Source organism: Brevibacillus sp. FW301-21C12A (assembly GCF_058788915.1).
The window spans coordinates 21,948-44,839 of sequence record NZ_JBYTBG010000005.1; the positions used below are offsets into that span (position 1 = coordinate 21,948).

The window sequence follows — 22,892 nt, forward strand, 5'->3', positions numbered from 1 at the left end:
ATGCTGACCAATCTGAAAGTAGACCCGGAACAACTGCCAAAACGCGCTATCGTCTGCGGCGATCCGAAACGCGCTGCCTTGATCGCCTCCAAGCTGGAAAACACGCGGCAAATTGGGGAAAATCGCGAGTACCACAGCTATGCCGGAAGCTGGAGGGGCACGGAGGTAGCGGTAGTCAGCCACGGCGTCGGTTCGCCTGGAGCGGCTGTATGCTTTGAAGAACTGGCGAAGGGTGGCGTACAGGTCATCATCCGCGTCGGGACGGCCGGATCGTATCAACAAGAAATCGAGCCGGGCAGCCTCGTCATCAGCTCGGCTGTTGTGCGCCAGGACGGGCTTACAAGCCAGTTGGTTCCGCCCGGTTTCCCGGCTGTCGCCAATCGCCGCGTGGCAGATGCGCTCGTGCAAGCAGCAAAAGCGCACGAATCGGGGCTGCACGTAGCGGAAGGCATCACGCTGACGCTCGATGTTTTTTACAGCGGCGTCCTCGAATTTCCGCACAAGCTGTACCAAAAAGCAGGGGTGTTGGCTGTCGAGATGGAAAACTCCGCGCTGTTCGTCATTGCCGCGCTGCGCGGCATGAAGGCCGGGTCGATCCTCGCGATTGACGGCTACGCCGATGCCGATTTGCTTGCCTCGTACAACCCGCACACAGAGACGATGGCCAAAGCGATTGAAGCCGAGGCGCTGATTGCGCTGGATGCGCTAGTGTCCGTTTCCGCATAAAAATGAAGCAAGCCCGGGACGATGAGAAGTCCCGGGCTTTTTCTTTTGCCATACGACAGCCGCTATTCTTCATTGAAGCGATCCAGCATCGAGATCGTGTCGATCAGGTGGTTGTTGAAAATTTGCCGGGCAACGCTGAGCAGCTCGATAATCATCGGGTCGCGCAAGGAATACGTCACCTTGTTTCCGTCCTTTGTTCCGTACACGATGTTGTTGTTGCGCAAAATAGCGAGTTGCTGGGAAACGGCCGAGCCTTCGCTGCCGATGAGCGTTTGCAGCTCGTTCACGTTTTTGTCTCCCTCCGCCAAGAGCTCCAGAATCCGAATCCGCAGGGGATGCCCCAGTGCTTTGAAGAAATTCGCTTTAAATTGCTGTAGCTCCAAATTCAATAGCAGGTTCCTCCGATCTTTTCGTCATACCGACGTTTGGGATGTTTGCTGCACGCAAGCCGTTTGCGAGTGAGGATCAGCCAGGCTCGCGCATTCCCGGAAAGCAAAGTGCTGGCAGCCCAGACATTTGCCGACGTCCAGCCGGCGCAGGGCGTACTCGATTGCCTCTCCGGTGTGGTCGAAAAAGTGTGCTTCGCCGATGAGCGCATAAAGGCCCGTGCGCTCTAAAATTTGTTTCGGGGCGTTTTGGATTCCGGAGACGAGTACCGTTGTTCCCTGACTCATGCATTGTTTCACGATCCGCGACAAATTGGCTTCGCCCGTCATGTCCAGAAACGGTACTTTGCCCATTCGCAGCAGCAACACTTTTGGCTGATGCTGCAACGTGTTCGCAAGCGAGCTTTCGAACAGATCGGCATCCCCGAAAAAGAGCGGTCCCTCGATCGTGTAGATGCTGATTTGCGGGCAATCGTGCTGGGACGTCACCATGTGAGGCGTGACCTTCTCATGCTTCAAGGAAGGGTCGGGCAATACTTTGGCTACTCGCAGGCTTTCGCGCATTCGTTTGATAAACAGCAGCACGGCCAGCACCAGCCCGACCTCGACGGCGGTAGTCAGATTCGTAAAGACAGTCAACAAAAAAGTAATCAGCAGCACGAGAGAGTCGCTCGTCCTTGCTTTCAGGATGTGCGCAAATTCCTTGCGCTCGCTCATGTTCCAGGCGACCAGCATCAGAATCGGCGCCATGCTCGCCAAAGGAATGTGCGAGGCGTAAGGAGCGAGCAGGACGAGAATGAGCAGGACGACGATGCCGTGGACGATTCCGGACACAGGGGAGGTCGCTCCGCTGCGGATATTCGTCGCGGTTCTGGCAATCGCGCCTGTAGCGGGTATTCCCCCGAAAAGCGGCGTCACCATGTTGGCGATGCCTTGCCCGATCAGCTCCTGGTTGCTGTTGTGGCGACTGCGTGTCATGCCATCCGCGACTACCGCAGACAGCAAAGACTCTATCGCTCCTAGTATAGCAATGATTAGAGCGGGACTCAGCAGTTTTTGGACGCGCTCCAGCGTAATTTCAGGAAAATGGAAGCCGGGCAGCGCGTTGGGAATCTCTCCGAAGGTCGAACCGATCGTCGCGACTTTTCCTTCGAAAAAGAGGAAGGCAACGACGCTGGAAATGACCAGGCCGACGAGCGAGCCTGGAATATTTCGCACGAAGCGCGGCGTGATTAAAATAATGGCGAGACTCAAGACTGCCGTCGCTACGCTGTACAAGCTGGTTGTATCGAGGTGAACGGCGACTTCCTTCATGTTGGACAAAAAGTCCTCGTGCCGCTGCACTTGCGACAGACCGAGGAAATTGGCGATCTGCCCCGTAAAAATAATGACGGCAATCCCGGCGGTAAATCCGATGGTGACGGGGCGGGGGATGAATTTGATAAGTCCGCCAAGCTTGAGCAGCCCCATCAGGACGAGAAGAATCCCGGCCATGAAGCCCGCGAGCAGCAAATCCTCATAGCCGTACTGCATGACGATGGCAAACAAAATCGGGATAAAGGCCCCGGTCGGCCCGCCGATCTGGTAGCGGGAGCCGCCAAAAAGCGAGATGAGCGTACCCGCGATGATGGTGGTGTAAATCCCGTACTCCGGTTTGACGCCTGAGGCGATCGCGAACGCCATGCCAAGCGGAATTGCGATAATCCCTACGATTAGTCCTGACACGCAGTCTTTTCTGAATGCTTGCGTATTGTAGCCCTCAAATCTAGCGGCCCACTTCATGGTAGCAACCCTTCTTTTCGTATATTCGAATATTTGATTATTTGAATATAGATGGATCATACTCCTGCTCGGCGATTTTCGTCAATCGCATCCTTACAGGAACTTTGCCCTTTTTTTACAAACGCTTCAAGTTCTCTTAATGCTGGTGCATTACCATTCAAAGTAACAAGTGAATACATCCCTTCGGTTGGAGCCATGGAGAAACCCCCGACAGCCTTTCCAAGCACTTTCATCGAGAGTTCTTTGGCAATTGTCATGTCGCTGTGGGTTTTTTTGTTGAGGGCAAAGGAGGCTTACGAATGAATCAGGAGCAGTTTCATGCCAGGCTGGCCGCGTACAAGCTGATCGCTTCCGTGAAGGAGGCGAAGTACCTGGAAAAAGCGGCCGAGGCGCAGGTGAGTGCCGCGGTGCTCTCGATCGGCAATATCGGTGTAATAAAAGGCTACGTGGACTTTTTCAAAAGCAGGAATATCCCGGTGTTTCTTCACCTGGAAAGAATCGGCGGCATCAGCTACGACCGGGAAGGCATCGCCTTTTTGGCGCATTACGTGAAGCCGGACGGGATTGTGACCACGCGCAATACGCTGGTCAAGCTGGCGAAAAAGCAAGGCTTGTTGACGATCCAGCGGCTGTTTCTCGTCGATAGCGACTCGCTCAAGTCCGGGCTGTCGTCTCTGCAGGAAACGCAGCCTGACGCGGTCGAGCTGATGCCTGCCCTCTTGCCGGAGTACATCGCGGAGTACAAGCGGGTGATTGATATTCCGATTATTGCTGGAGGATTAATCCGCAAGCGGGAACAAATGGAGGAAGTATGGCAGCATGGAGCGACTGCGGTGTCAGTCGGCAGCCCCCTATTGTGGAAGGAGAGTTTTTTGCATGATTCAAGCGTTGCTGTTTGATCTGGATGGCACCCTGCTGGACAGCCGGGATGCGGTCATCGACGCGGTCGCCTATACAGCAGAAGAGTATGCGCCGGGTCACTTCAGCCGGGAAGAGCTGCTCGCGCGCTTTGGCGAGTCGTTTGACGATTTTTTGGCGGCTGTAGCTGCGGCAGCAGGCGTGCCTGACAAGCGCGAGGTGCTGGACAAGTACTTTGCCTACGTGCGCGAAAACCATGCCCGGCACGTCCGCCTGTTTCCTTACGTGCGAGAAGGGCTGGAAAAATTGAAGCAGGCGGGCTACCAACTGGCGGTTGTCACCAACAAGCAGCGGGAATTTGCGCTGGCCGGGCTGGAGCAGGCGGGGATTGACAGGCTGTTCGACGTGATCGTCACCGTCGACGACGTGACGAGAGGCAAGCCTGCTGCCGAGCCTGTGCACAAAGCGCTGGCAAGTCTGGGCAGATACCCGGAGCAGGCGATGATGATTGGAGATAGCCGCTACGACGTGCTGGCGGCTGTTGCCGGCGGGGTGTCGGCCGCAGTGCTGGAGTGGTACGGGCAAGAGGAATGGCTCTACGCGGTACCTGATTTCCGCTATGCCGATTTTGAGTCATTTGTCACTGATATGCTGGCCGCCAAGGCGCAAGGAGGGAGATGAAGAAATGGCGCGAGTGGTATTGCAAGGGGTAACGAAAACCTTTCAGAACCAAAAGGTGGTCAAAGGACTGGATCTGGTGATTCCGGACGGCTCCTTTACCGTTCTGGTAGGGCCATCGGGGTGCGGAAAATCGACGACTTTGCGGATGATCGCAGGTCTGGAGACGGTGTCAGGCGGGGATATTCTCATTGGCGATCAGGCGGTGAACGCGTTGCCGCCCGGAAAGCGCGATGTCGCCATGGTGTTTCAAAACTACGCGCTCTACCCGACGATGAACGTGTTCGACAATATCGCCTACGGCTTGCGAAACCGGGGAACTTCCAAAAAAGAATGCAAGGTGCTCGTAGAGGAAATCGCGGAAATCGTCGGGTTGTCCGACTATCTCAAGCGCAAGCCGTCCCAGCTCTCCGGGGGTCAGCGGCAGCGCGTCGCTCTCGCCCGGGCGATGGTGAAAAAGCCAAAAGTATTTTTGATGGACGAGCCGCTGTCCAACCTGGACGCGAAGCTGCGCAACCAGATGCGCGTAGAGCTGACCAGCCTGCACAAACAACTCGGAAGCACCTTCATCTACGTGACGCACGACCAGGTGGAGGCGATGACGATGGGCGACCAGATCGTCGTCATGAGCGACGGACACATCATGCAGGTGGCGGCCCCGATGGATTTGTACCAGGAGCCGGAAAACTTGTTTGTCGCCCAGTTTATCGGCTCGCCCGCGATGAACGTCGTGCCGGCGGAAGGCAGAAGCGAGCAGTTGTGGGGATTTCGCCCGGAAAAAGCGCTGCTTTTGCCTGCAGCGGTCTCCCCGGTTCCGGCCGACGACAGATGGGTGGCAAAAGGCCAGATCGTCTCCCGGGAAATACTCGGCTCGGACACGCTGTTCCATGTGGAGACGGAAAAAGGCAGGGTAATCGTCAAGGCCGACACCGAGGAAGCGGGGCAGCTTGGCGCAGCCGTTACCGTCACAGTCGCAAAGCCGCACATGTACGTGTTTGATCGGGCAAGCGGAAAAAGAGTGGGCCGACTGGGCGGACGCGAGCAAGTATCGACGCTTGCAGGAGGGGTGAGCTGATGCGAAAGGCGGCAACTGCCCACGAGCTGCCGGGTACCGGACAGGTGCAGGCAAAAGCGGCTGTGAAGCCTGCGGCATGGCTGGAGCTCGCGACGCGTCTTCGCCCGTACCTCTATCTGGCGCCTGCGATGATCTGCTTTTTGCTGTTCTTTTTTTACCCGATCGGGTCGATCATCTATTTGAGCTTTTTGGACTGGTCGCTGATTAACCTCGAAGAAATGGATTGGGTCGGGCTGCAAAACTACCGCGATTTGCTCGGCGACCAAGATTTTCGGCAAGTGCTGGGCAATACGGCGGTCTTCACCGTCGCGACAGTGGGAATCGGCTTGACGCTCTCCTTTTTGCTCGCGCTGTGGCTGAACAAGAAGGCAAAAGTGTACGGAATCATCCAGGCAACAGTGTTCAGCCCGCACATCATCTCGCTCGTTTCTGTCTCTATGCTCTGGATGTGGCTGATGGACCCGCAGTTCGGGCTGCTGAACGCGGCGCTCGAAGCTGTCGGGCTGCCGGGATACACCTGGCTGACCGATCCGAAAAGCTCGTTGTTGTCTCTCATCATCGTCAGCATCTGGAAAGGCGTCGGGTACAACACGCTCATTTTCATTGCCGGGCTGCAAAGCATTCCGGGAGACATTTACGAGGCGGCCGCGCTCGATCAATCGCCTTGGTGGCGGACGCTTGTGCGGATTACGGTACCGATGCTGTCACCGACGATCTTCTTTTTGCTCATCATCAATACGATCTCGTCGTTTCAGGCATTCGATACGATTGCGATCATGACCCAAGGTGGGCCGATCAACAGCACGAACATGCTCGTCTACTACATTTACGAGCAAGGGATGGATTTTTACAACGGCGGGCTGGCTGCGGCTGCATCCGTCATCCTGTTGATTCTGGTAGGGATTTTAACGGCACTGCACTTCGTGTTCATGTCCAAGCGTGTGCACTATCGTTGACGACATGCGAGAGAAAGGAGGAACAGCATGAAACGAGTGGGTGCAATCTCTTTGAAAACAGCAGAGTGGGTCGGGCTTTTGGTTGTCGCTTTGTTGTTTGTGTTTCCGTTTTTATGGATGGCCTCTACCGCCTTCAAGACGATGCCGGAGGTCAGGCAGTTTCCGCCGACCATGCTGCCTGAATCGTGGGAGTGGAGCAATTTTGCCCACGCCTGGGAGTCTGGGCCGTTTCTCATGTACACGGTGAACAGCATTTTGGTGGCCGTCGGAATTTTGGTGCTGCAGTTTTTGACCGCAGTTCCTGCTGCCTATGCGTTTGCCCGCTATCAGTTTCCCGGCCGCAACTTGTTGTTTGGCCTCGTGCTGATCGTCCTGATGATTCCCGGACAGGTGATCTTTTTGCCGATCTACGTGCAACTGAGCGGCTGGGGGCTGGTCAATACGCTCTGGTCGCTGATTATTCCATACGCGGCGAGCGCATTCGGAATTTTCCTGCTTCGCCAGGCGTTCATGCAGGTGCCGGACGAGGTGATCGAGGCGGCGCGGCTGGACAATGCCTCGGAGTGGAAAATCATGTGGACGATCATGGTGCCGATGGCGAAGCCGGTGCTGGTCACATTCGGGCTGTTCAGCTTCATTTATCACTGGAACGACTACTTCTGGCCGCTGATTATGACCAACAGCGACGAGGTGCGCACACTGCCGATCGGGATTTCGAGTCTGCACATGTCAGACGGCGGCACGCTGTGGAACGTCATGATGGCGGGGAACATGATCCTCATCCTGCCGATTCTCGTCATTTTCTTCGTGGCCCAGCGCCATATCATCAAAGCGTTTGTCTACCAATCCAAATAATCGAAAACGATGTGGGAGGAAACCAAATCATGAAGGCGATGAAAAAGACAGGAACGATTCTATGTGCACTTGCTCTCGGCTTGTCAGGCGTACTGGCTGGCTGCGGCTCGACTGGCAAGGAGCAGGCTGCCGGCACGGGCAACGCGACTACCCAGCCGGCAGCGGAAACAGCGGCAGAAAACGGCCCGGTGGAGATCGACTTCTGGTATGCGCTCGGCGGCGTGCGCGGGAAAACGATTGAAGATATGGTCAAAAAGTTCAACGAGACACATAAGGATATTAAAGTAAAAGCGGCATACCAGGGCGCTTATCAGGAGAACCACTCCAAGGTGCTCGCCTCTGTCGCGGCGGGCAACAATCCCGATGTGACGATGGTAGAGATCGCGTCGATCGCCGCCTTTGCCGATGCGAAAGTACTGGAAGATTTGACGCCGTACTCGCAAGGCGAGGAGAAAAAATACATTCCCGGCCTGATGAAAAACTCCTACTGGAAAGACAAACTGTACGCCGTGCCTTTCAACCGTTCCACACCGCTTCTGTACATCAACCGCGACATGCTCAAGGAAGCGGGGCTCGATCCGAACGGCCCGAAAACATGGGATGAGCTTATCAGCTTTTCGCAAAAGCTGACCAAGAAGGAAGGCGACAAAGTTACCCGCTACGGCTTCTCCACACCTGTTGACATCTGGTTCTACGAGGCGCTTGTATTCCAGGGCGGCGGCAGCATTTTGAGCGAGGACGGCAAGGAGCTGACGCTGAACAACGAGGCGGGCAAGGCACCGCTTGAGCTGTGGTCCAAAATGGTCAAGGAAGGGCTGATGAAAAACCCTCCAGGCGAAAACTACAACGCGTGGGATGTAGCGGAACAGGACTTTTTGAACCAAAAGGTCGGCATGATTTTCACCACGACAGGCTCCTTGACGGAGTTGAAGAAAAATGCCAAATTTGACATGGGGGCAGCTTTCCTGCCAGCGAATAAAAACTACGGTACGCCTACAGGCGGCGCCAACCTGGTGATGCTGGCGAAGTCGTCTGACGCCGAGAAAAAAGCGGCGTGGGAGTTCATGAAGTGGATGACCGACACCGAGCAAACAGTGCCGTGGTCGATCGCTTCCGGATACATGCCTGTGACGACTGACGCTGTAGATTCGCCGGAGATGAAGGCATTCTATGAAAAAGATCCGAACTTCAAGGTCGCGGTCGATCAGTTGCAATACGGCTATCCACGTCCGATGGCCCCTGGCTACAAAGAACTGCAGGATGTCATCCAGAAAGAACTGCAACGCGCCATGCTCGGACAGGCAACGATTGACGAAGCACTGCAAAATGCGACGGACAAAGGCAGCAAGCTGCTGAAAAAATAAGAGCGGCACGATACAGAGAGGAGCTCGCGACATGAACATATGTATGGCCCATCGCGGCTGGTCGGGCAAAGCACCGGAAAATACGATGGCTGCGATTCAACTGGCGCTGGCCGAGCCTGCGATCCAGGCGATGGAGATTGACGTGCAGTTGACGCGTGACGGTGTTCCGATCCTGATTCACGATTTTACGCTGGAGCGCACGACGAACGGAAGCGGGCTAGTCAAAGACCACACGCTTGAGGAACTGCGCCAGCTCGATGCGGGCAAATGGTTCGACGAGAAGTTTGCAGGCGAAAAAATTCCGACTCTGGCGGAAGCGCTGGCTGCGATCAAGGGCCACTGCACGCTGAACATCGAGCTGAAGGCGACGAGCGACATGTACCCGGGAATTGCGGAAAAGGTGCTGGCGCTGGTGGAGCAGTACGGAATGAAGCAGGAAGTGTATGTGACGTCGTTTGACCACGAACTGATTCGCCACGTGCGCACGCTCGATCAGGAGGTGCAGACGGGGCTGATCGTCTACGGCCGTCCCGTGCTCATGCTGGAGCAGATCGAGGCGGCAGGCGCCAGCATCTTGTCCATGGGCTATCCGTATCTGACGCGGGAGCTGACAGCCGCCGCGATTGAAAAAGGGTTCAAGGTCATAGCCTGGACGCTAGATGAGCCTGCGTACATCCGGGAAGTCATGTCCTGGCATCCCGAGGTGCAAATTTGCACCAACCATCCTGACCGGATGCTGACACTGGGCTAAGCGAGCATGAACAAAAAGCCGTCGGGGAGAATCGGTCCCGACGGCTTTTAAGCATGTTCCCGCTATATTTTGAACCGGCTCACATGAGATTGCAGCTCTTCTGCGATTCTCGCCAGGGAAGCAGCAGAGGAGTTCACTTCCTCCATGGCGGCCAGTTGTTCCTCAGTGGCGGCTGACACGCTCTGGGTTCCGTCTGCCGAGCTTTCAGCGACCTGTTCAATGACGCTGACCAATTCGACGACCTTCTCGGTTCCGGCAGACATTTGTTCGGAATATAGCTTCACTTCCTGGATTTGGCTCGCTACTTGTGCGACTGCATCCTGAATCTGCTCAAACGATTTTCCGGCGTTGTTTACGACCGTCAAGCCAAGCGCGACTTCCTTGGTGCCTTGCTCCATCGACAGCACAGCCTGATTGGATTCCAGTTGAATGGCGGTAATCAGCTCTTTAATCTGCTGCGCCGATTGGGCGGACTGCTCGGCCAATTTGCGTACTTCGTCTGCCACCACCGCGAAACCGCGGCCTTGCTCGCCCGCTCTGGCGGCTTCGATGGCGGCGTTTAGCGCGAGCAGGTTCGTTTGCTCCGCGATCGCCGTGATGACCTGCACGATTTGCCCGATTTCCTGCGAGCTGTTTCCCAGCCGTTTGACGATATCCGCAATGTTGCTGACCGTATTTTCAATGGACTGCATCTGGCTGATGACGACCTGCAGCGCCTCGTTGCCTTCCACGGCGATCCGGGAAGCGCTCATGGCCGATTCGTCCGCGTACTGGGCATTCGCCGCTACTTGCTGCGCCCCTTGTGACACCCCTTGCATGGCGTGCACGCTGTCTTCTACGCTCCTCACCTGTTTTTCCGCGCCGTAGGCCACTTCCTGAATCGTAATCGCAATTTGTTCCGTCGCCTTGCTGGTATGTTCCGCATTCACCGACAGCTCTTCTGCGGAAGAGGCGAGATCGGTAGCTGTGTCGTTGACCTGTTGAATGATCGTGCGCAAGTTGTGCACCATTGTGTTTACCGACTGGGATAGCTGTCCGACCTCATCCTGCGAGCGGATTCGCAGAGGCTGCACGGTGAGTTCGCCTTCGGAAATGCGGTTCGCCACAGAGGCCACATCCACAATCGGACGGGTGATCTGGCGCGAGATCGCATACGCGATGGCGATGACTACAGCAACTACGCCAAAAACGATCAGCATGACGTTGTTGCTGACGGAAGAAACGGCGGCCGTGATAGATTCGACCGGAATGTGCAAGTACAGGCCAAAGTTCGTTTTCGAAATCGGCGAGTATGTGACGACGTATTCCTTGCCTTGGTCGGAGTAGCTGTAGGAGCCTTTCTCGGCTTTGTCCGCTTGCAAAATGTCGACCAAAGGCTGGGGCAGAGCCGATTCCGCAAGCGGCTTTCCGATCAGCTCCTGGTTGGGGTGGTATTGAATCTGGTGCTTGTTGTCCACCAGAATCGGGTAACCGTCGCTGCCGACGTTCAGATTGGCCAGAAACGTCGCGGCGAACTCGTCCACGTTGACAAGCCCGGTCAGGACGCCGAGCGCCTCCTTGTTTTTGCCGGTGACGGGAGCAGCGACGATGATCGAACGGTTGCCCGTTGTTTTGGCGACCAGGACATCGGAGTAGCTCGGTTTGCCCTGCATGCCGTCCTTGAAAAATTGCCGCTCGCCAAGGTCGATCCCGACGCTTTTCGGGAACGTATCGGCGGATACTTTTCCGTCGCTGCCGATAAACGTATTGCCGTCGTACAGCTTCATTTCTTCGGTAAACTTGCGGATGAACTCGTTTTTCGCCGCCGCGTCAGCCGATTGAATATCAGAGGTGCGGGCCAACACCTGAATTTCGGTCATGCGCCGGTCCAAATATTGATCCATCGCCATCGCGGTACTGGAGGTCAGGTCGACATACGACGCTTTTTGCTTGTCGATCAGGATGGATGAAAAGCTGTTCGTAATAAACAGCGAAACGACGGCCAGAGGAATGACTGCAACGGTGAGAAACCAGAGAATCATTTTGTTCCTCAGCTTTTTGAACAAAAACATAGGCTTTTCCACTCCTAAATTCGTGCTTGGCAATTTCTTTCTGTCTTGCGTAGAACGCTGCCTGCCCGAAAGAAATGCACAGTCAGACTGCCGAGAAGACTCAGCAGCCTGACGAGCGATTAATATCCCATTGCCGCGCCTTCCCCGCGAGGGTCAGCGCCGCCAAACTTCACATTCGTTTGCGGATCAATCAAGATCGCGCCGGACTGGCCCATCGCATCGGTGTAGGCTGCTTCCAGCTTTTCGACCGGATGGCCGCGCTTCACCAGCTCGTCCAGAACGTCCTGCGGAATCCGGCTTTCGACTTTCAGGTTGTTGGAGGCAGAGCCCCAGTTGCGGCCGTGCAGCCATCTTGGCGCTTCAATCGCGTCCTGCACGCTGAAGCCGAAGTCGACGATGCGCGTGACGAGCGCCGCCTGCGTTTGCGGCTGGCCTTCGCCGCCTTGTGTTCCGTAGAGCAGGTAAGGCTTGTCTCCTTTAAAGAGCATCGCCGGGTTGATCGTGTGGAAGGTGCGTTTGCCCGGTTCCAGGTGATTGATGTGTTTCGGGTCCAGAGAGAAGTAGCTGCCGCGGTTTTGCAACAGGACGCCCGTGTCTTTCGCGACGATGCCGGAGCCCCAGTCAAAGTAGTGGCTCTGGATGATCGACACGGCATTGCCGTCCTTGTCCACGACGCCAAACCACGTAGTATCGCCTTTTGGATCGAGCGGCTCGACCGCTTTTGCCGCTTGCTTCATGTCAATGCGCGCTGCCAGTTCTTTTCCGTGCTGCTTGGACAACAGCTCGTCCACAGGAATATCCACGAATGCCGGGTCAGTCAGCCATTTGTCACGGTCGGCAAAAGCTTGTTTGGTCGCTTCGACGATCGTGTGGTAGTAATCCGGCGTACCTTCGCCCATGCTCTTGAGGTCAAAGTTGTTCAGCACGTTCAAAATCGAGAGCGAGGCCATGCCCTGGGAGTTGGGCGGCACGTTGTACGCCTTGTAGCCGCGATAGTCTACCGTAATCGGCTCCGCCCAGGTGGAGGTATGCTTCTCGAAGTCTTTCAGCGTGAGCAGCCCGCCGTTTTTTTGCAGGTCGGCGACGATTTTTTGCGCGACTTCGCCTTTGTAAAATCCGTCGGCGCCTTTTTGGGCAATGATTCGCAACGTTTTGGCAAGGTCCTTTTGCTTGAGAATTTCGCCTGCGGCATACGGCTCTCCGTTCGGCTTCAGGAACGTTTTGCGGAAGCCCTCGAAGCGCTGGAGATTTTTCAGCTCGTTGTCAGTCGGGTCTGTTGCGTACTTGGTCCAGTAAACCTGGTTGGGCGAGACGGGATAGCCGTTTTCGGCGTACCCGATCGCAGGCTCCAGCAGCTTGTGCCAAGGCAGCTTGCTGTTGCCCATGCTTTTGTGCGCGTAGTTGTAGGCTTCCCACCAGCCGGAAACAACGCCGGGAACCGTGTTGGCAGACTCATAGCCGCGGGAAGGAATTTTGTCGTAGCCTTTGCTTTTGTAGTATTCGATGGTTGCCTTTTCGCCAGCTCGTCCGCTGCCGTTCAATGCTTTCAGCTCTTTTGTTTTGGCGTTGTAAATGAGCCAGAAGTTATCCCCGCCAATGGTCGTGTAGTGCGGATAGACGACGGCGAGGGTAGAGGCGGCGGTAATCGCGGCGTCTACTGCGTTTCCGCCGTCTTCCAACGTTTTCAGGGCTGCGGCTGTAGCCAGATAGTGAGGTGTTGTGACCATGGCATTTGGCGACATTGATGTTGGACGATTGGCAGCTTGGACCGGAGCGAATGTTGTCAGGCCGATAGCGGCGGTCAATGCGACGGCAGAAAGTTTTTTCCAAAGTGACATCTCATGAAGCCTCCTTGTATTTTGGTGAAAAGGTTCCAACAATCCGACAGCTTTTCGCAGCCTCACCTCCTTGACCGGGACAGACAGAAAATTCCTCATACCTACAAAAATGGACAAAAACAGACAATGAGTGCGCAAAAAAAGACCAATGATATAGGATCATTGGTCTTGTCCTACATCAATATTTCGGTAGCTGGCTGGCATGCCCGCTCGTGCGGAGGTAGCCCCTCTAGCTTTGCGTCGCCGGATTTCCCCGGGTTTGCCGTTTCGATATCAATGAAAAATTAATGCAAATGTTGCAGGTAAAATTTCCTAAACCTGTTTGTCAATAATATAGACGATTTGTCGATTGGGGTAAATAAGGAAATTTCTTTTTATCTAGAAAAAAGGAAGCATCAGGGAAATACGCGTTTTTCACCGACATTCACACACCTCTGTTGGCCGAACTGCTTATGATGATAAAAAGGCACATTTGCCAAGGAGTGAAACAACGACCATGATGCATCCCGATACAGAGCTTCGCTATATCAACGACGAGATCGGGTACGGTGTGTTTGCGACAAAGCTCATTCCCAAAGGCACGATTGTCTGGGTCCAGGATGATCTCGATCAGGTATTAGACCCGGCATTTGTGGAAAAACTGGATCCATTAAGAAAACAGGACGTGCAAAAATATTCGTTCAAAAATCAGTTCGGCAAATACATCTTGTGCTGGGATAAGGCCCGGTTTGTCAACCACAGCTTCCATGCGACCTGTGTGGCGACGATGTACGATCTGGAACTGGCGGCGCGGGACATTTTGCCGGGCGAGGAACTGACCGATGATTACGGAACGCTGAACCTGGATGAACCGTTTGACTGTTTGCCGGAGCCGGGCACGAGCCGTTCAAGGGTGATGCCTGACGACTTGCTGCGCTACTATCGCCAATGGGATGAGATCGCAGCCGCCGCCTTCGAGCGGTTCAATCAGGTTGAACAGCCGCTGCTCCACCTCGTAAGACCTAAGCATTTGCAAACCATTCGCGGCATTACCGAACAGCAGCGGTCGCTCGACTCGATCATTTCGCTGTACTGCCAGCCGCAATCGCGATGGCCAAAAGAGCAGGAGTGGTAGACGCAGCGGGCCGGACAACGGCCCGATTTTGTTGAACTCTGGGAAGAGAATCAGTATTATGGAATGTAAAGGTGAAGTGAAAGGTTGATTTCATTGGAAAACAAGGTAGCGTCATCCAATTTTATCCGCAATATCGTGATTGACGACCTGCAAGCAGGCAAGGTCAAGGAAGTCATTACCCGCTTTCCGCCGGAGCCGAACGGGTATCTTCATATTGGACATGCAAAAGCCATCTGCCTGAATTTTGAACTGGCAAGCGAATTTAATGGCAAGGCTCACCTCCGTTTTGACGATACCAATCCGGTGAAAGAAGACACTGAGTACGTGGAAGCGATCAAAACAGACGTCAAATGGCTTGGCTTTGAATGGGACGGGCTGTTTTTTGCATCGGATTACTTTGAAGAGATGTACAAGCGTGCGGTGCTGTTGATTCAAAAAGGCAAAGCCTACGTGGACGATCTGTCTGCCGAAGAGATGCGCAAGCTGCGCGGAACGTTGACGGAGCCGGGCGTAGACAGTCCGTACCGCAACCGTTCTGTGGAGGAAAACCTCGACCTGTTCGAGCGCATGCGCAACGGAGAGTTCAAGGACGGGGAAAAAGTGCTGCGTGCCAAAATCGACATGTCCTCCCCGAACATCAACATGCGCGATCCGGTTTTGTACCGCATTTCCCATACGACCCACCACAACACGGGAGACAAATGGTGCATTTACCCGATGTACGACTACGCGCACCCGCTGGAGGATGCGATTGAAGGCGTGACCCACTCGCTCTGCTCGCTCGAATTTGAAGACCATCGTCCGCTGTACGACTGGGTCATCAGCGAGTGCGAGATGGAGCACGTTCCGCGCCAGTACGAGTTTGCCCGCCTGAACCTGACCAACACGGTCATGAGCAAGCGCAAGCTGAAACAGCTCGTAGACGAAAACGTCGTCGATGGCTGGGACGATCCGCGCATGCCGACCATTGCAGGCTTCCGCCGTCGCGGCTTTACGCCGGAAGCGATTCGCACGTTTGCCCGTGAAGTCGGGGTAGCGCGCAGCAATAGTACAGTCGACGCGAAAATGCTGGAGCATTTCATCCGCGAGGACTTGAAGCTGAAAGCACCGCGCACGATGGCTGTTTTGAATCCGCTGAAAGTCGTCATCACGAACTATCCGGAAGGCCAGGTCGAGATGCTCGAAGCGGAAATCAACCCGGAAAATCCGGAGATGGGCAATCGTCAAATTCCGTTCTCCCGCGAAATCTACATCGAGCAGGACGACTTCATGGAAAACCCGCCAAGCAAGTATTTCCGCCTGTTCCCGGGAAATGAAGTCCGTCTCAAGCACGCCTACTTCATCAAATGCAACGACGTGGTGAAGGACGCGGATGGCAATGTCATCGAGCTGCACTGCACCTACGACCCGGAGACGAAGAGCGGAAGCGGGTTTACAGGACGCAAGGTAAAAGGGACCATCCACTGGGTAGATGCGAGCCAGGCAGTACCTGCCGAGTTCCGTTTGTACGAGCCGCTGATTCTCGACGATGAGGACACGGAAGGAAGCTTCCTGGACAACATCAACCCGAACTCGCTGGAAGTGTTGAACGGATTCGTCGAGCCGAACATGAAAGACACGAAGGCGCAGGACAAATACCAGTTTTTCCGCCACGGATACTTCAACGTCGATCCGAAGCATACGACGCCGGACAAGCTGGTCTTTAACCGGATCGTTTCGCTGAAAAGCTCGTTCGAACTGCCAAAAGCGTAGTACAGGCGCAGGCTGTGACAAACACAAAAACGCTGTTGCGGCATGGGAAAACCGTGTGCAACAGCGTTTTTTCATCAGGCAAGGCGTGGAACTTTTCTCATTCGCGTGTATAATTATTCGTGTTGCACCAGAGAAGGAGGACAGGCAGTGAATGGGGGAGCAGAGCTTACACGCAGCTTGAAGCTGTGGCATATCGTCGTAATTGGCCTGGGGTACATGGCTCCGATGGCCGTCTTTGACACTTTTGGCATTGTAGCCGAGGAAACCGGTGGACACGTTCCTGCTGCCTACGCAGTGACGCTGCTCGCCATCCTGTTTACCGCCGCGAGCTACGGGAAAATGGTCCGCGCGTTCCCGTCGGCAGGGACCGCGTACACGTACACGCAGCAAACGATCCATCCGTATGCGGGATTTTTGGTCGGATGGGCGTCGCTGCTCGATTATTTGTTTTTGCCCATGATTAACGCCCTGCTGACAGGGGTGTATTTATCGTCCGTCTTCCCCGAGGTGCCGACCAGGTGGTGGATTATCGGATTTATCGCACTGATTACATTATTGAATGTGTTCCGGGTCACCGTGACGGCTTCTGTCAACTCGTTTCTCGTGCTGTTTCAAATCGCCTTTGTCATTTTGTTCGCGGGGTTGTCCATTCGCAGTCTGGTTCAGGGAGAGGGGCTTGGGCACGTATTCAACATCCAGCCGTTCTTCTCGCCCGATCTGTCCGTAGTCGCGTTACTGTCGGGCGCCTCGATTCTTTGCTTTTCCTTTTTGGGCTTCGATGCCGTGACCACGCTGACCGAGGAAACGGTCGAGGCCAAAAAGACGATTCCCCGGGGGATTTTGCTGGTCGCGCTGGCAGGGGGAGCGCTGTTCATTACCGCTTCGTACTTTATGCAATCGTTGTTTCCTGATGTTTCTGTATTGTCTGACCCCGAAGCGGCCTCCGCGGAAATCGCGCTGTTTATCGGCGGCTCCGTGTTTCAGCTACTGTTTTTGGCGGCAGCGCTGTCTTCTACGCTCGCCTCCGGGCTTGTGTCGGTGACCAGCGTCACGCGGCTTTTGTACGCGATGGGGCGGGACGGCTATTTGCCGCGAAAATGGTTTGGCTATGTGCATCCGAAGCTGAAAACGCCTTTGCTCAACGTCCTTTTGGTCGGGACGCTGATGCTGTCCGCGCTCTACCTGGACCTGTTGACCGCGACGTCGTTCATCAACTTCGGGGCGCTGATCGCCTTCAGCTTTGTCAACCTGAGTGTCATCGCCTACTATCTCAGGCTCAAGCAGGAAAGGCGCATGGCCGATTGGTGGGGCTATCTGCTGGCGCCGCTGATCGGGACCGCTTTTATCGCGTTTTTATGGATCAGTCTTGATATCAAGTCGATGATGCTCGGACTGTTGTGGACGTTTGTCGGCCTTGTTTATTTGTTTTATTTGGTCAAAATCAAGGGAGCCAGGCTGGAGCTGGTGAAATTCGATGAGTAGCAGCTTCACAGACGAAAGCGGGGATGAAAGGAGCGCGGGCAAAATGAAGAGGGGAACCGGAGCGAGTGTAGTGCGGACAAGCCGCATCCCGATCGCGGGAGGGGAGCTGGAATACAGCGTAACAGGCAGAGCGGATGCCCCTGTGCTGTTGCTGCTCGCCGATGAAACGAAGCTGCCTGATGAAGCGCAGCGGACCTTTTGCCGGGAAGCCGCTGTCCGTTATCAGCATGCCGTACCGCAGGCAAAAGTGAGGACGATACCGGATTCGCTTCATTTGCTGATGGTGACTCATCCACAGGAGACGGTGAAGGCCATCGATGAATTTTTGCATAGCTAAAGGGAAAGGGACAAGCGCGCGCTGCTTGTCCCTTTTTGTCTTGACCAATGGCTTGACGCAGCCATGTTTTCTCATGAACTGGCCGGTCAGCGCTTGCCGGTCTGTCTATCGCTTCGCCTCGCGGAAGAGCCTGTCCAGCTCGTCCGCCATTTTTTTGTCCCGGTTGTTGTCTCGCAAATGTTTTTTCACTTTTTCCAGCGAGTCGATCCCTTTTTTCGAGTTGACCGTCCAGACTTTCGCATCGGTGCCGTACAGGCGCTCTACGACGGTGCGCGCTTGCGTAAACAAAGCGTTCCGATCGCTGGTGCCCAGCACGCCTGTCGTGTTGGTTCTCGCCTTCGCCCCTGCGATGCCGTTCGCCGTATCGTTGCCTCTGCTGCTGCTGCCCGCATAGCTGCTCAGCAGGTGGGACTGCATCGGGTCCATCGAATTGATCGAAGCCTGGTTGGCGGTCGTCGGCGCAAGAAAAATAGCATCGCCGACGATCAATGCCTGGATGCCGTGAACTCCGGCTGCGCCGAGCTGTGCTTCCAGCTTGGTCGAGGGGCCGCCGCTGTGCAGATGCGAGCTGCCGATGGAGCTGTACACGCCGTTGCCCATTCCGCTGAAAGTCGTGCCGTGAGAGTTGGTTGTCAGCTTTTTGTCGCGGTCTACGCTGGGAATGACCGTCTCGCCCGCTCTGTCCGGATGTACGGTATGTGTCCGGGCCGGTTCTTGCGGCGCAGCCTGGTTGTTGCAGGCCGAAAGCAGAAGCGCGATGCCCAATCCGGTGCTGCCCACCCATGTTCCTAAGCGTTTCATCGTAATCCCTCCAACTGTTGCTATATAGGTAACCATATCCTTTGTTTGCCTCTGGAAACTATGTGTGGAGCATGTTGGGAAAATTTCCGGGAAATGCGTTTAGCCTGTCGAAAAAATGCGCAAACCAAGGGAAGAGAGAACTGGAGGTGGTAGATTTGGCAGAATCAAACAACAGGCATGAGGAGCCAGTGTCGCGTCGGCACTTTTTGAAAAACACTGGTCTGGTGCTCGGTGGTCTGGTTGTCGGGGGAGTGGCAGGAAGCCTGCTCCGCAAGCCGGAAGCACCACCGCAACCGGGAGCGACACCGGCTCCTGCTGCCGATTATAATCAGGCGCTGATGTATTTCAGTCCGGAGCAGTTCAAGGTAGTGGACGCCGCATGCGAGCGAATTTTCCCCGAAGACGAGCTAGGCCCGGGGGCAAAAGCGTTGGGCGCGGCTTACTTCATCGACCACCAGTTGGCGGGCGATTGGGGGTTCAACTCGCGCGAATACATGCAAGGTCCGTTTTATCCGGGGGAAGTGACCCAGGGCTATCAGGGCAGGCTGAAGCGGCGGGAAATATTCGACATCGGAATTCAGGAGCTGAACAACTACAGCCAGTCTACACATGGCAAACGCTTTTACGAGATCACGCCTGAGCAGCAGGACGCCGTGCTGAAGGCGTTTGAGACAGACGAGGTGAAGCTGACCACGATCTCGGCCAGCGCTTTCTTCAAAATGCTGCGCGCCAGCACAATCGAAGGGATCTACGCTGACCCGCTGTACGGCGGCAATAAAAATATGGATGGCTGGAGATTAAAAAATTACCCAGGTAATCAGATGACCTATACACAGGTGATCGAGCAAGACAAATTCGTGAAGATGGAGCCCTTGAGTTTGCGGGATCATCAACACTGACAACACGGGGTGAAACAACATGGCCAAAAAATTGCCCAAAGTGGATGTCGTCATCGTGGGTGTAGGCTGGGGCGGAGGGATTATCGCCTCGGAGCTGACGAGGCAGGGGCTGACAGTCGTTGGACTGGAGCGAGGCAAAGAGCGGAAAACAGAAGATTACTTCATGGTACACGACGAACTGCGCTACGCGCTCCGCTATGAAATGATGCAGGACTTGTCCAAGGAAACGATCACCTTCCGCAGCAACACCAACGTTCGCGCGCTCCCCATGCGCTCGTACGGCTCTTTTTTGCTGGGAACGGGGCTGGGCGGATCGGGCGTTCACTGGAATGGCCACACGTTCCGGTTTTTGCCGTACGATTTTGAGATACGCAGCAAGACGGTCGAACGCTATGGCGAAAAGAAAATTCCCGAGGGCATGACGATTCAGGACTGGGGCATCACGTACGATCAACTGGAACCTTACTTTGACAAATTCGAGCGAATGGCGGGCATTTCGGGAGCAGAAAATCCGCTCGGGGGCAAACGTTCCCAGCCGTACCCGACGCCGCCGATGAAAACGACGCCGAGCATGAAGCTGTTTGAGGAAGCGGCGAAAAAGCTGAATTTGCATCCGTATCCGCTCCCGTCCGCGAACCTGTCGGAAGCGTACACCAATCCGGACGGTATTTCCCGGGCCGCCTGTCAATATTGCGGCTTTTGCGAGCGGTTTGGTTGTGAATACGGCGCGAAGGCAGACCCGGTTGTCACGGTCATTCCCGTGGCGAAGAAGACCGGGAAGTTCGAAATCCGCACGCATTCCCACGTGCGCCGCATTTTACATACGGGCAACAAAGCGACAGGCGTGCTGTACACGGATGTGACGACGGGCGAGGAAATCGAGCAGCCAGCCGATATCGTGGTGCTGACCAGCTACGTATTCAACAATGCCCGCTTGCTGCTGATGTCCAAGCTGGGCAGACCGTACGACCCGAATACAGGCAAGGGCGTCATCGGGAAAAACTACTGCTATCAGGTCATGCGCGGCGGAGCGACAGGCTTTTTCGAGGACAAAGAGTTCAACAACTACGCTGGCGCCGGCTCGCTCGGTATGGTGCTCGACGATTACAACGGCGACAATTTTGACCATTCCAGCCTGAACTTCATTCACGGTGCCAACATCAGCGTCTCCCAGTACGGCCAGCGCCCGATCGCCAACAACACGGTTCCGGAAGGCACGCCGAGCTGGGGCAAGGAGTTCAAGGCCGCTTCAATCAAATACGCGAACCGCACGGTCAACGTCGGGGCGCAGGGAGCTTCCATGCCGTTCCGCCATCATTTCCTCGATCTCGACCCGACGTACAAAGACGCCTTTGGCGATCCGCTGATGCGGATTACATTTGACTTCGAGGAACAGGACAGGCAGTTGGCCGCCTTTTTGTCCGAGAAATGCGGGGAAATTGCCAGGGAAATGGGCGCCAGCAAAGTGGAGGTGCGCGGCAAACTGGGGCCTTACGATATTACCCCGTACCAATCGACGCACAATACAGGCGGGGTCATCATGGGGGCATCGCCGGAAACTTCTGCGGTCAACAACTACTTGCAAATGTGGGACGCGGAAAACGTGTTCGTCGTCGGCGCTTCCGCCTTTGCGCACAACAGCGGCTACAACCCGACAGGCACGATGGGGGCGCTCTCGTACCGCGCTGCAGAAGGAATTTTGAAGTACCACAAGAGCGGCGGCATCCTCGTCTAAGCCGTTTTTTTGCCCGTGCAAAACTTCATTGTCAGCTTTGCAAAAAGCCGTTAGTGTATCTGACGGCTTTTTCTCGTTCGAGGCCAAACTTTTTTTGCGAAAATGCGAAAACACCCCGCCGTGAGCAGCGGAAAAGGGCGGTTTGATGCGCTTTTTTCGTTGGCACGCCCCTTGCTACTACCATTCGCCAAAGGATGATCGAGAGGATCGCGAAAAAGGAGAGACGATGATGAAGACAAACGACTGGAAGCTGGACACCGCGATTATTCACACTGCTCAGGAGCCTTGCCGAAAGACTGGGGCGGTCGCGGCTGCTGTCGTGCCTGCGGTAGCCTACGCGTTTCCGGACGCGGATTCCGCTGCTGCCTGCGTGGCCGGAGAGCGGGCAGGGACGTACTACGGTCGGTACGGCAACCCGACGATTGAGACGCTGGAGCAAAAAATCGCCGCGTTGGAAAACGGCGAGGCCGCTTTGGGCGTATCGAGCGGCATGGCGGCCATTTCCGGGGCGCTGCTCGCTTTTTTGCAGCAGGGCGACCATGTGGTGTGTACACGGGACGTTTACGGCGGGAGCTACAAATTTCTGACGACGATGGCCCCGCGCTACGGGATCGCCGCCGATTTCGTCGATTGCACCGATTTGCAGGCGGTAGAGCGTTCGCTGCGCCTGAATACCCGCGTGCTCTACATCGAAACGCCATCCAATCCGTGCCTGACCGTGCTGGATATCGCCGCGCTGTCCCGTCTGGCCCACGCGCGGGGGATTGTCGTGATCGTGGACAATACGTTCATGACCCCGTACTTGCAGCGGCCGCTGGAATTGGGCGCTGACGTCGTCGTGCACAGCGCGACCAAATATTTGAACGGACACGGGGACGTCATTGCCGGGTTTATCGTCGGGAAACAAGAGCAGATTCAGTTCATGCGCAAACACATTATGGGCGACCTGGGACAAAACTTGAACGCCTGGGATGCTTTTCTTATTTTGCGCGGCTTGAAGACGCTCGGCTTGCGCGTTCGCCAGCATTGCCACAACGCCCAGGTTGTCGCGGAATATTTGGCGCAGCACCCGGCGATTTCCCGCGTCTACTACCCCGGCCTTGCGTCTCATCCGCAACACGAGCTGGCGCAACGCCAGATGGCGGGAATGGGCGGAATCGTCTCGTTTGAGGTCAAGGGAGGGTACGACGCGGCCAAATCTTTCATTAACGCGCTGCGTCTGGCTATGATATCGTTTAGCTTAGGAGATCCCGAAACGCTTGTCCAGCATCCCGCCTCGATGACGCATGCTTCTGTTCCCGTTGCGGACCGTCTTGCCTTCAACATCACGGACGGTTTGATTCGCCTGTCTACCGGGTTGGAGGATGCGCGCGACATTATTGCTGATCTAAAGCAGGCGCTTTCCCGCGTGCCTGCGGCGGATGCTGCGGGCAGAGGGTAAGGAACGCAACT

Annotated in this window: 21 protein-coding genes and 1 riboswitch; of the genes, 15 read left to right on the forward strand and 6 right to left on the reverse strand. The window is 55.5% G+C overall.

Annotated features, from left to right (window positions below; genetic code table 11):
* Positions 1-726: a nucleoside phosphorylase gene (locus AC3WQH_RS05035; protein ID WP_007777312.1), complete on the forward strand. Its 726-nt coding sequence runs from the start codon at positions 1-3 to the stop codon at positions 724-726.
* A 62-nt stretch (positions 727-788) separates the two neighbouring features.
* Here AC3WQH_RS05035 and AC3WQH_RS05040 read toward each other — a convergent pair whose 3' ends face one another.
* Genes AC3WQH_RS05040 through AC3WQH_RS05050 form a run of 3 tightly spaced genes read right to left on the reverse strand, consistent with a single transcriptional unit; the run spans position 789 to position 3,091 of the window.
* Complete coding sequence (locus tag AC3WQH_RS05040) at positions 789-1,115, reverse strand: ArsR/SmtB family transcription factor (protein WP_005827573.1); 327 nt, start codon at positions 1,113-1,115, stop codon at positions 789-791.
* Positions 1,116-1,139: 24 nt separating this feature from the next.
* On the reverse strand, positions 1,140-2,894 hold the full coding sequence (locus AC3WQH_RS05045) for a SulP family inorganic anion transporter (RefSeq protein WP_026557585.1): 1,755 nt from the start codon (positions 2,892-2,894) through the stop codon (positions 1,140-1,142).
* Between the two features lie 56 nt (positions 2,895-2,950).
* Positions 2,951-3,091, reverse strand: coding sequence for a hypothetical protein (locus tag AC3WQH_RS05050; RefSeq protein WP_155808538.1), 141 nt, complete (start codon positions 3,089-3,091; stop codon positions 2,951-2,953).
* 102 nt (positions 3,092-3,193) lie between these two features.
* Here AC3WQH_RS05050 and AC3WQH_RS05055 point away from each other — a divergent pair, with 102 nt between their 5' ends.
* From AC3WQH_RS05055 to AC3WQH_RS05085, 7 genes are read left to right on the forward strand one after another with little or no spacing between them, the layout of a single operon-like run.
* Positions 3,194-3,793 carry a glycerol-3-phosphate responsive antiterminator gene (locus AC3WQH_RS05055; protein ID WP_005827577.1) on the forward strand — a complete coding sequence of 200 codons (600 nt, stop codon included), beginning with the start codon at positions 3,194-3,196 and terminating at the stop codon, positions 3,791-3,793.
* Entirely contained in the window at positions 3,771-4,433 is a 663-nt protein-coding gene (locus tag AC3WQH_RS05060; protein WP_005827579.1) for an HAD family hydrolase, read from the forward strand. Before AC3WQH_RS05055 ends, AC3WQH_RS05060 begins: the two co-directional genes overlap by 23 nt.
* Positions 4,434-4,437: 4 nt before the next feature.
* Entirely contained in the window at positions 4,438-5,505 is a 1,068-nt protein-coding gene (locus tag AC3WQH_RS05065; RefSeq protein WP_005827580.1) for an ABC transporter ATP-binding protein, read from the forward strand.
* Positions 5,505-6,461, forward strand: a complete 957-nt coding sequence (locus AC3WQH_RS05070; protein ID WP_005827582.1) for a carbohydrate ABC transporter permease — start codon at positions 5,505-5,507, stop codon at positions 6,459-6,461. The genes AC3WQH_RS05065 and AC3WQH_RS05070 overlap by 1 nt, the downstream gene beginning before the upstream one ends.
* Before the next feature lie 27 nt (positions 6,462-6,488).
* Positions 6,489-7,316, forward strand: coding sequence for a carbohydrate ABC transporter permease (locus AC3WQH_RS05075; RefSeq protein WP_005827584.1), 828 nt, complete (start codon positions 6,489-6,491; stop codon positions 7,314-7,316).
* Between the two features lie 29 nt (positions 7,317-7,345).
* Positions 7,346-8,680, forward strand: coding sequence for an ABC transporter substrate-binding protein (locus AC3WQH_RS05080; protein ID WP_005827586.1), 1,335 nt, complete (start codon positions 7,346-7,348; stop codon positions 8,678-8,680).
* A gap of 31 nt (positions 8,681-8,711) precedes the next feature.
* Complete coding sequence (locus tag AC3WQH_RS05085) at positions 8,712-9,431, forward strand: glycerophosphodiester phosphodiesterase (protein ID WP_492331925.1); 720 nt, start codon at positions 8,712-8,714, stop codon at positions 9,429-9,431.
* A 62-nt stretch (positions 9,432-9,493) separates the two neighbouring features.
* Here the strand turns inward: AC3WQH_RS05085 and AC3WQH_RS05090 are convergent, their stop codons facing one another.
* Together AC3WQH_RS05090 and ggt are read right to left on the reverse strand one after the other, a co-directional pair.
* On the reverse strand, positions 9,494-11,482 hold the full coding sequence (locus tag AC3WQH_RS05090) for a methyl-accepting chemotaxis protein (RefSeq protein ID WP_007777295.1): 1,989 nt from the start codon (positions 11,480-11,482) through the stop codon (positions 9,494-9,496).
* 119 nt (positions 11,483-11,601) lie between these two features.
* Positions 11,602-13,320 carry a gamma-glutamyltransferase gene (ggt, locus tag AC3WQH_RS05095; RefSeq protein WP_007777292.1) on the reverse strand — a complete coding sequence of 573 codons (1,719 nt, stop codon included), beginning with the start codon at positions 13,318-13,320 and terminating at the stop codon, positions 11,602-11,604.
* A gap of 185 nt (positions 13,321-13,505) precedes the next feature.
* Positions 13,506-13,594: riboswitch (cyclic di-GMP riboswitch) on the reverse strand.
* A 222-nt stretch (positions 13,595-13,816) separates the two neighbouring features.
* Here ggt and AC3WQH_RS05100 point away from each other — a divergent pair.
* The 4 genes from AC3WQH_RS05100 (at position 13,817) to AC3WQH_RS05115 (ending at position 18,005) form a co-directional block, all read left to right on the forward strand.
* Positions 13,817-14,434: an SET domain-containing protein gene (locus AC3WQH_RS05100; protein ID WP_005830323.1), complete on the forward strand. Its 618-nt coding sequence runs from the start codon at positions 13,817-13,819 to the stop codon at positions 14,432-14,434.
* A gap of 84 nt (positions 14,435-14,518) precedes the next feature.
* Positions 14,519-16,186 (forward strand): glutamine--tRNA ligase/YqeY domain fusion protein, encoded by a 1,668-nt coding sequence (locus AC3WQH_RS05105; protein ID WP_035316699.1) that lies wholly within the window; start codon positions 14,519-14,521, stop codon positions 16,184-16,186.
* 147 nt (positions 16,187-16,333) lie between these two features.
* Positions 16,334-17,668, forward strand: coding sequence for an APC family permease (locus AC3WQH_RS05110; RefSeq protein ID WP_005830319.1), 1,335 nt, complete (start codon positions 16,334-16,336; stop codon positions 17,666-17,668).
* A gap of 43 nt (positions 17,669-17,711) precedes the next feature.
* Complete coding sequence (locus tag AC3WQH_RS05115; RefSeq protein WP_005830317.1) at positions 17,712-18,005, forward strand: alpha/beta fold hydrolase; 294 nt, start codon at positions 17,712-17,714, stop codon at positions 18,003-18,005.
* A gap of 105 nt (positions 18,006-18,110) precedes the next feature.
* Here the strand turns inward: AC3WQH_RS05115 and AC3WQH_RS05120 are convergent, their stop codons facing one another.
* Positions 18,111-18,806 carry a hypothetical protein gene (locus AC3WQH_RS05120; RefSeq protein ID WP_005830315.1) on the reverse strand — a complete coding sequence of 232 codons (696 nt, stop codon included), beginning with the start codon at positions 18,804-18,806 and terminating at the stop codon, positions 18,111-18,113.
* A 155-nt stretch (positions 18,807-18,961) separates the two neighbouring features.
* Between AC3WQH_RS05120 and AC3WQH_RS05125 the strand changes: the two genes are divergently transcribed.
* The 3 genes from AC3WQH_RS05125 to AC3WQH_RS05135 all read left to right on the forward strand — a co-directional run bounded on the left by AC3WQH_RS05125 (position 18,962) and on the right by AC3WQH_RS05135 (position 22,881).
* Positions 18,962-19,705 (forward strand): gluconate 2-dehydrogenase subunit 3 family protein, encoded by a 744-nt coding sequence (locus AC3WQH_RS05125; RefSeq protein WP_310670055.1) that lies wholly within the window; start codon positions 18,962-18,964, stop codon positions 19,703-19,705.
* A gap of 19 nt (positions 19,706-19,724) precedes the next feature.
* Positions 19,725-21,440, forward strand: coding sequence for a GMC family oxidoreductase (locus AC3WQH_RS05130; RefSeq protein WP_005830310.1), 1,716 nt, complete (start codon positions 19,725-19,727; stop codon positions 21,438-21,440).
* A gap of 229 nt (positions 21,441-21,669) precedes the next feature.
* Positions 21,670-22,881: a trans-sulfuration enzyme family protein gene (locus AC3WQH_RS05135; protein WP_025843679.1), complete on the forward strand. Its 1,212-nt coding sequence runs from the start codon at positions 21,670-21,672 to the stop codon at positions 22,879-22,881.
* The last annotated feature ends 11 nt before the right edge of the window (positions 22,882-22,892 follow it).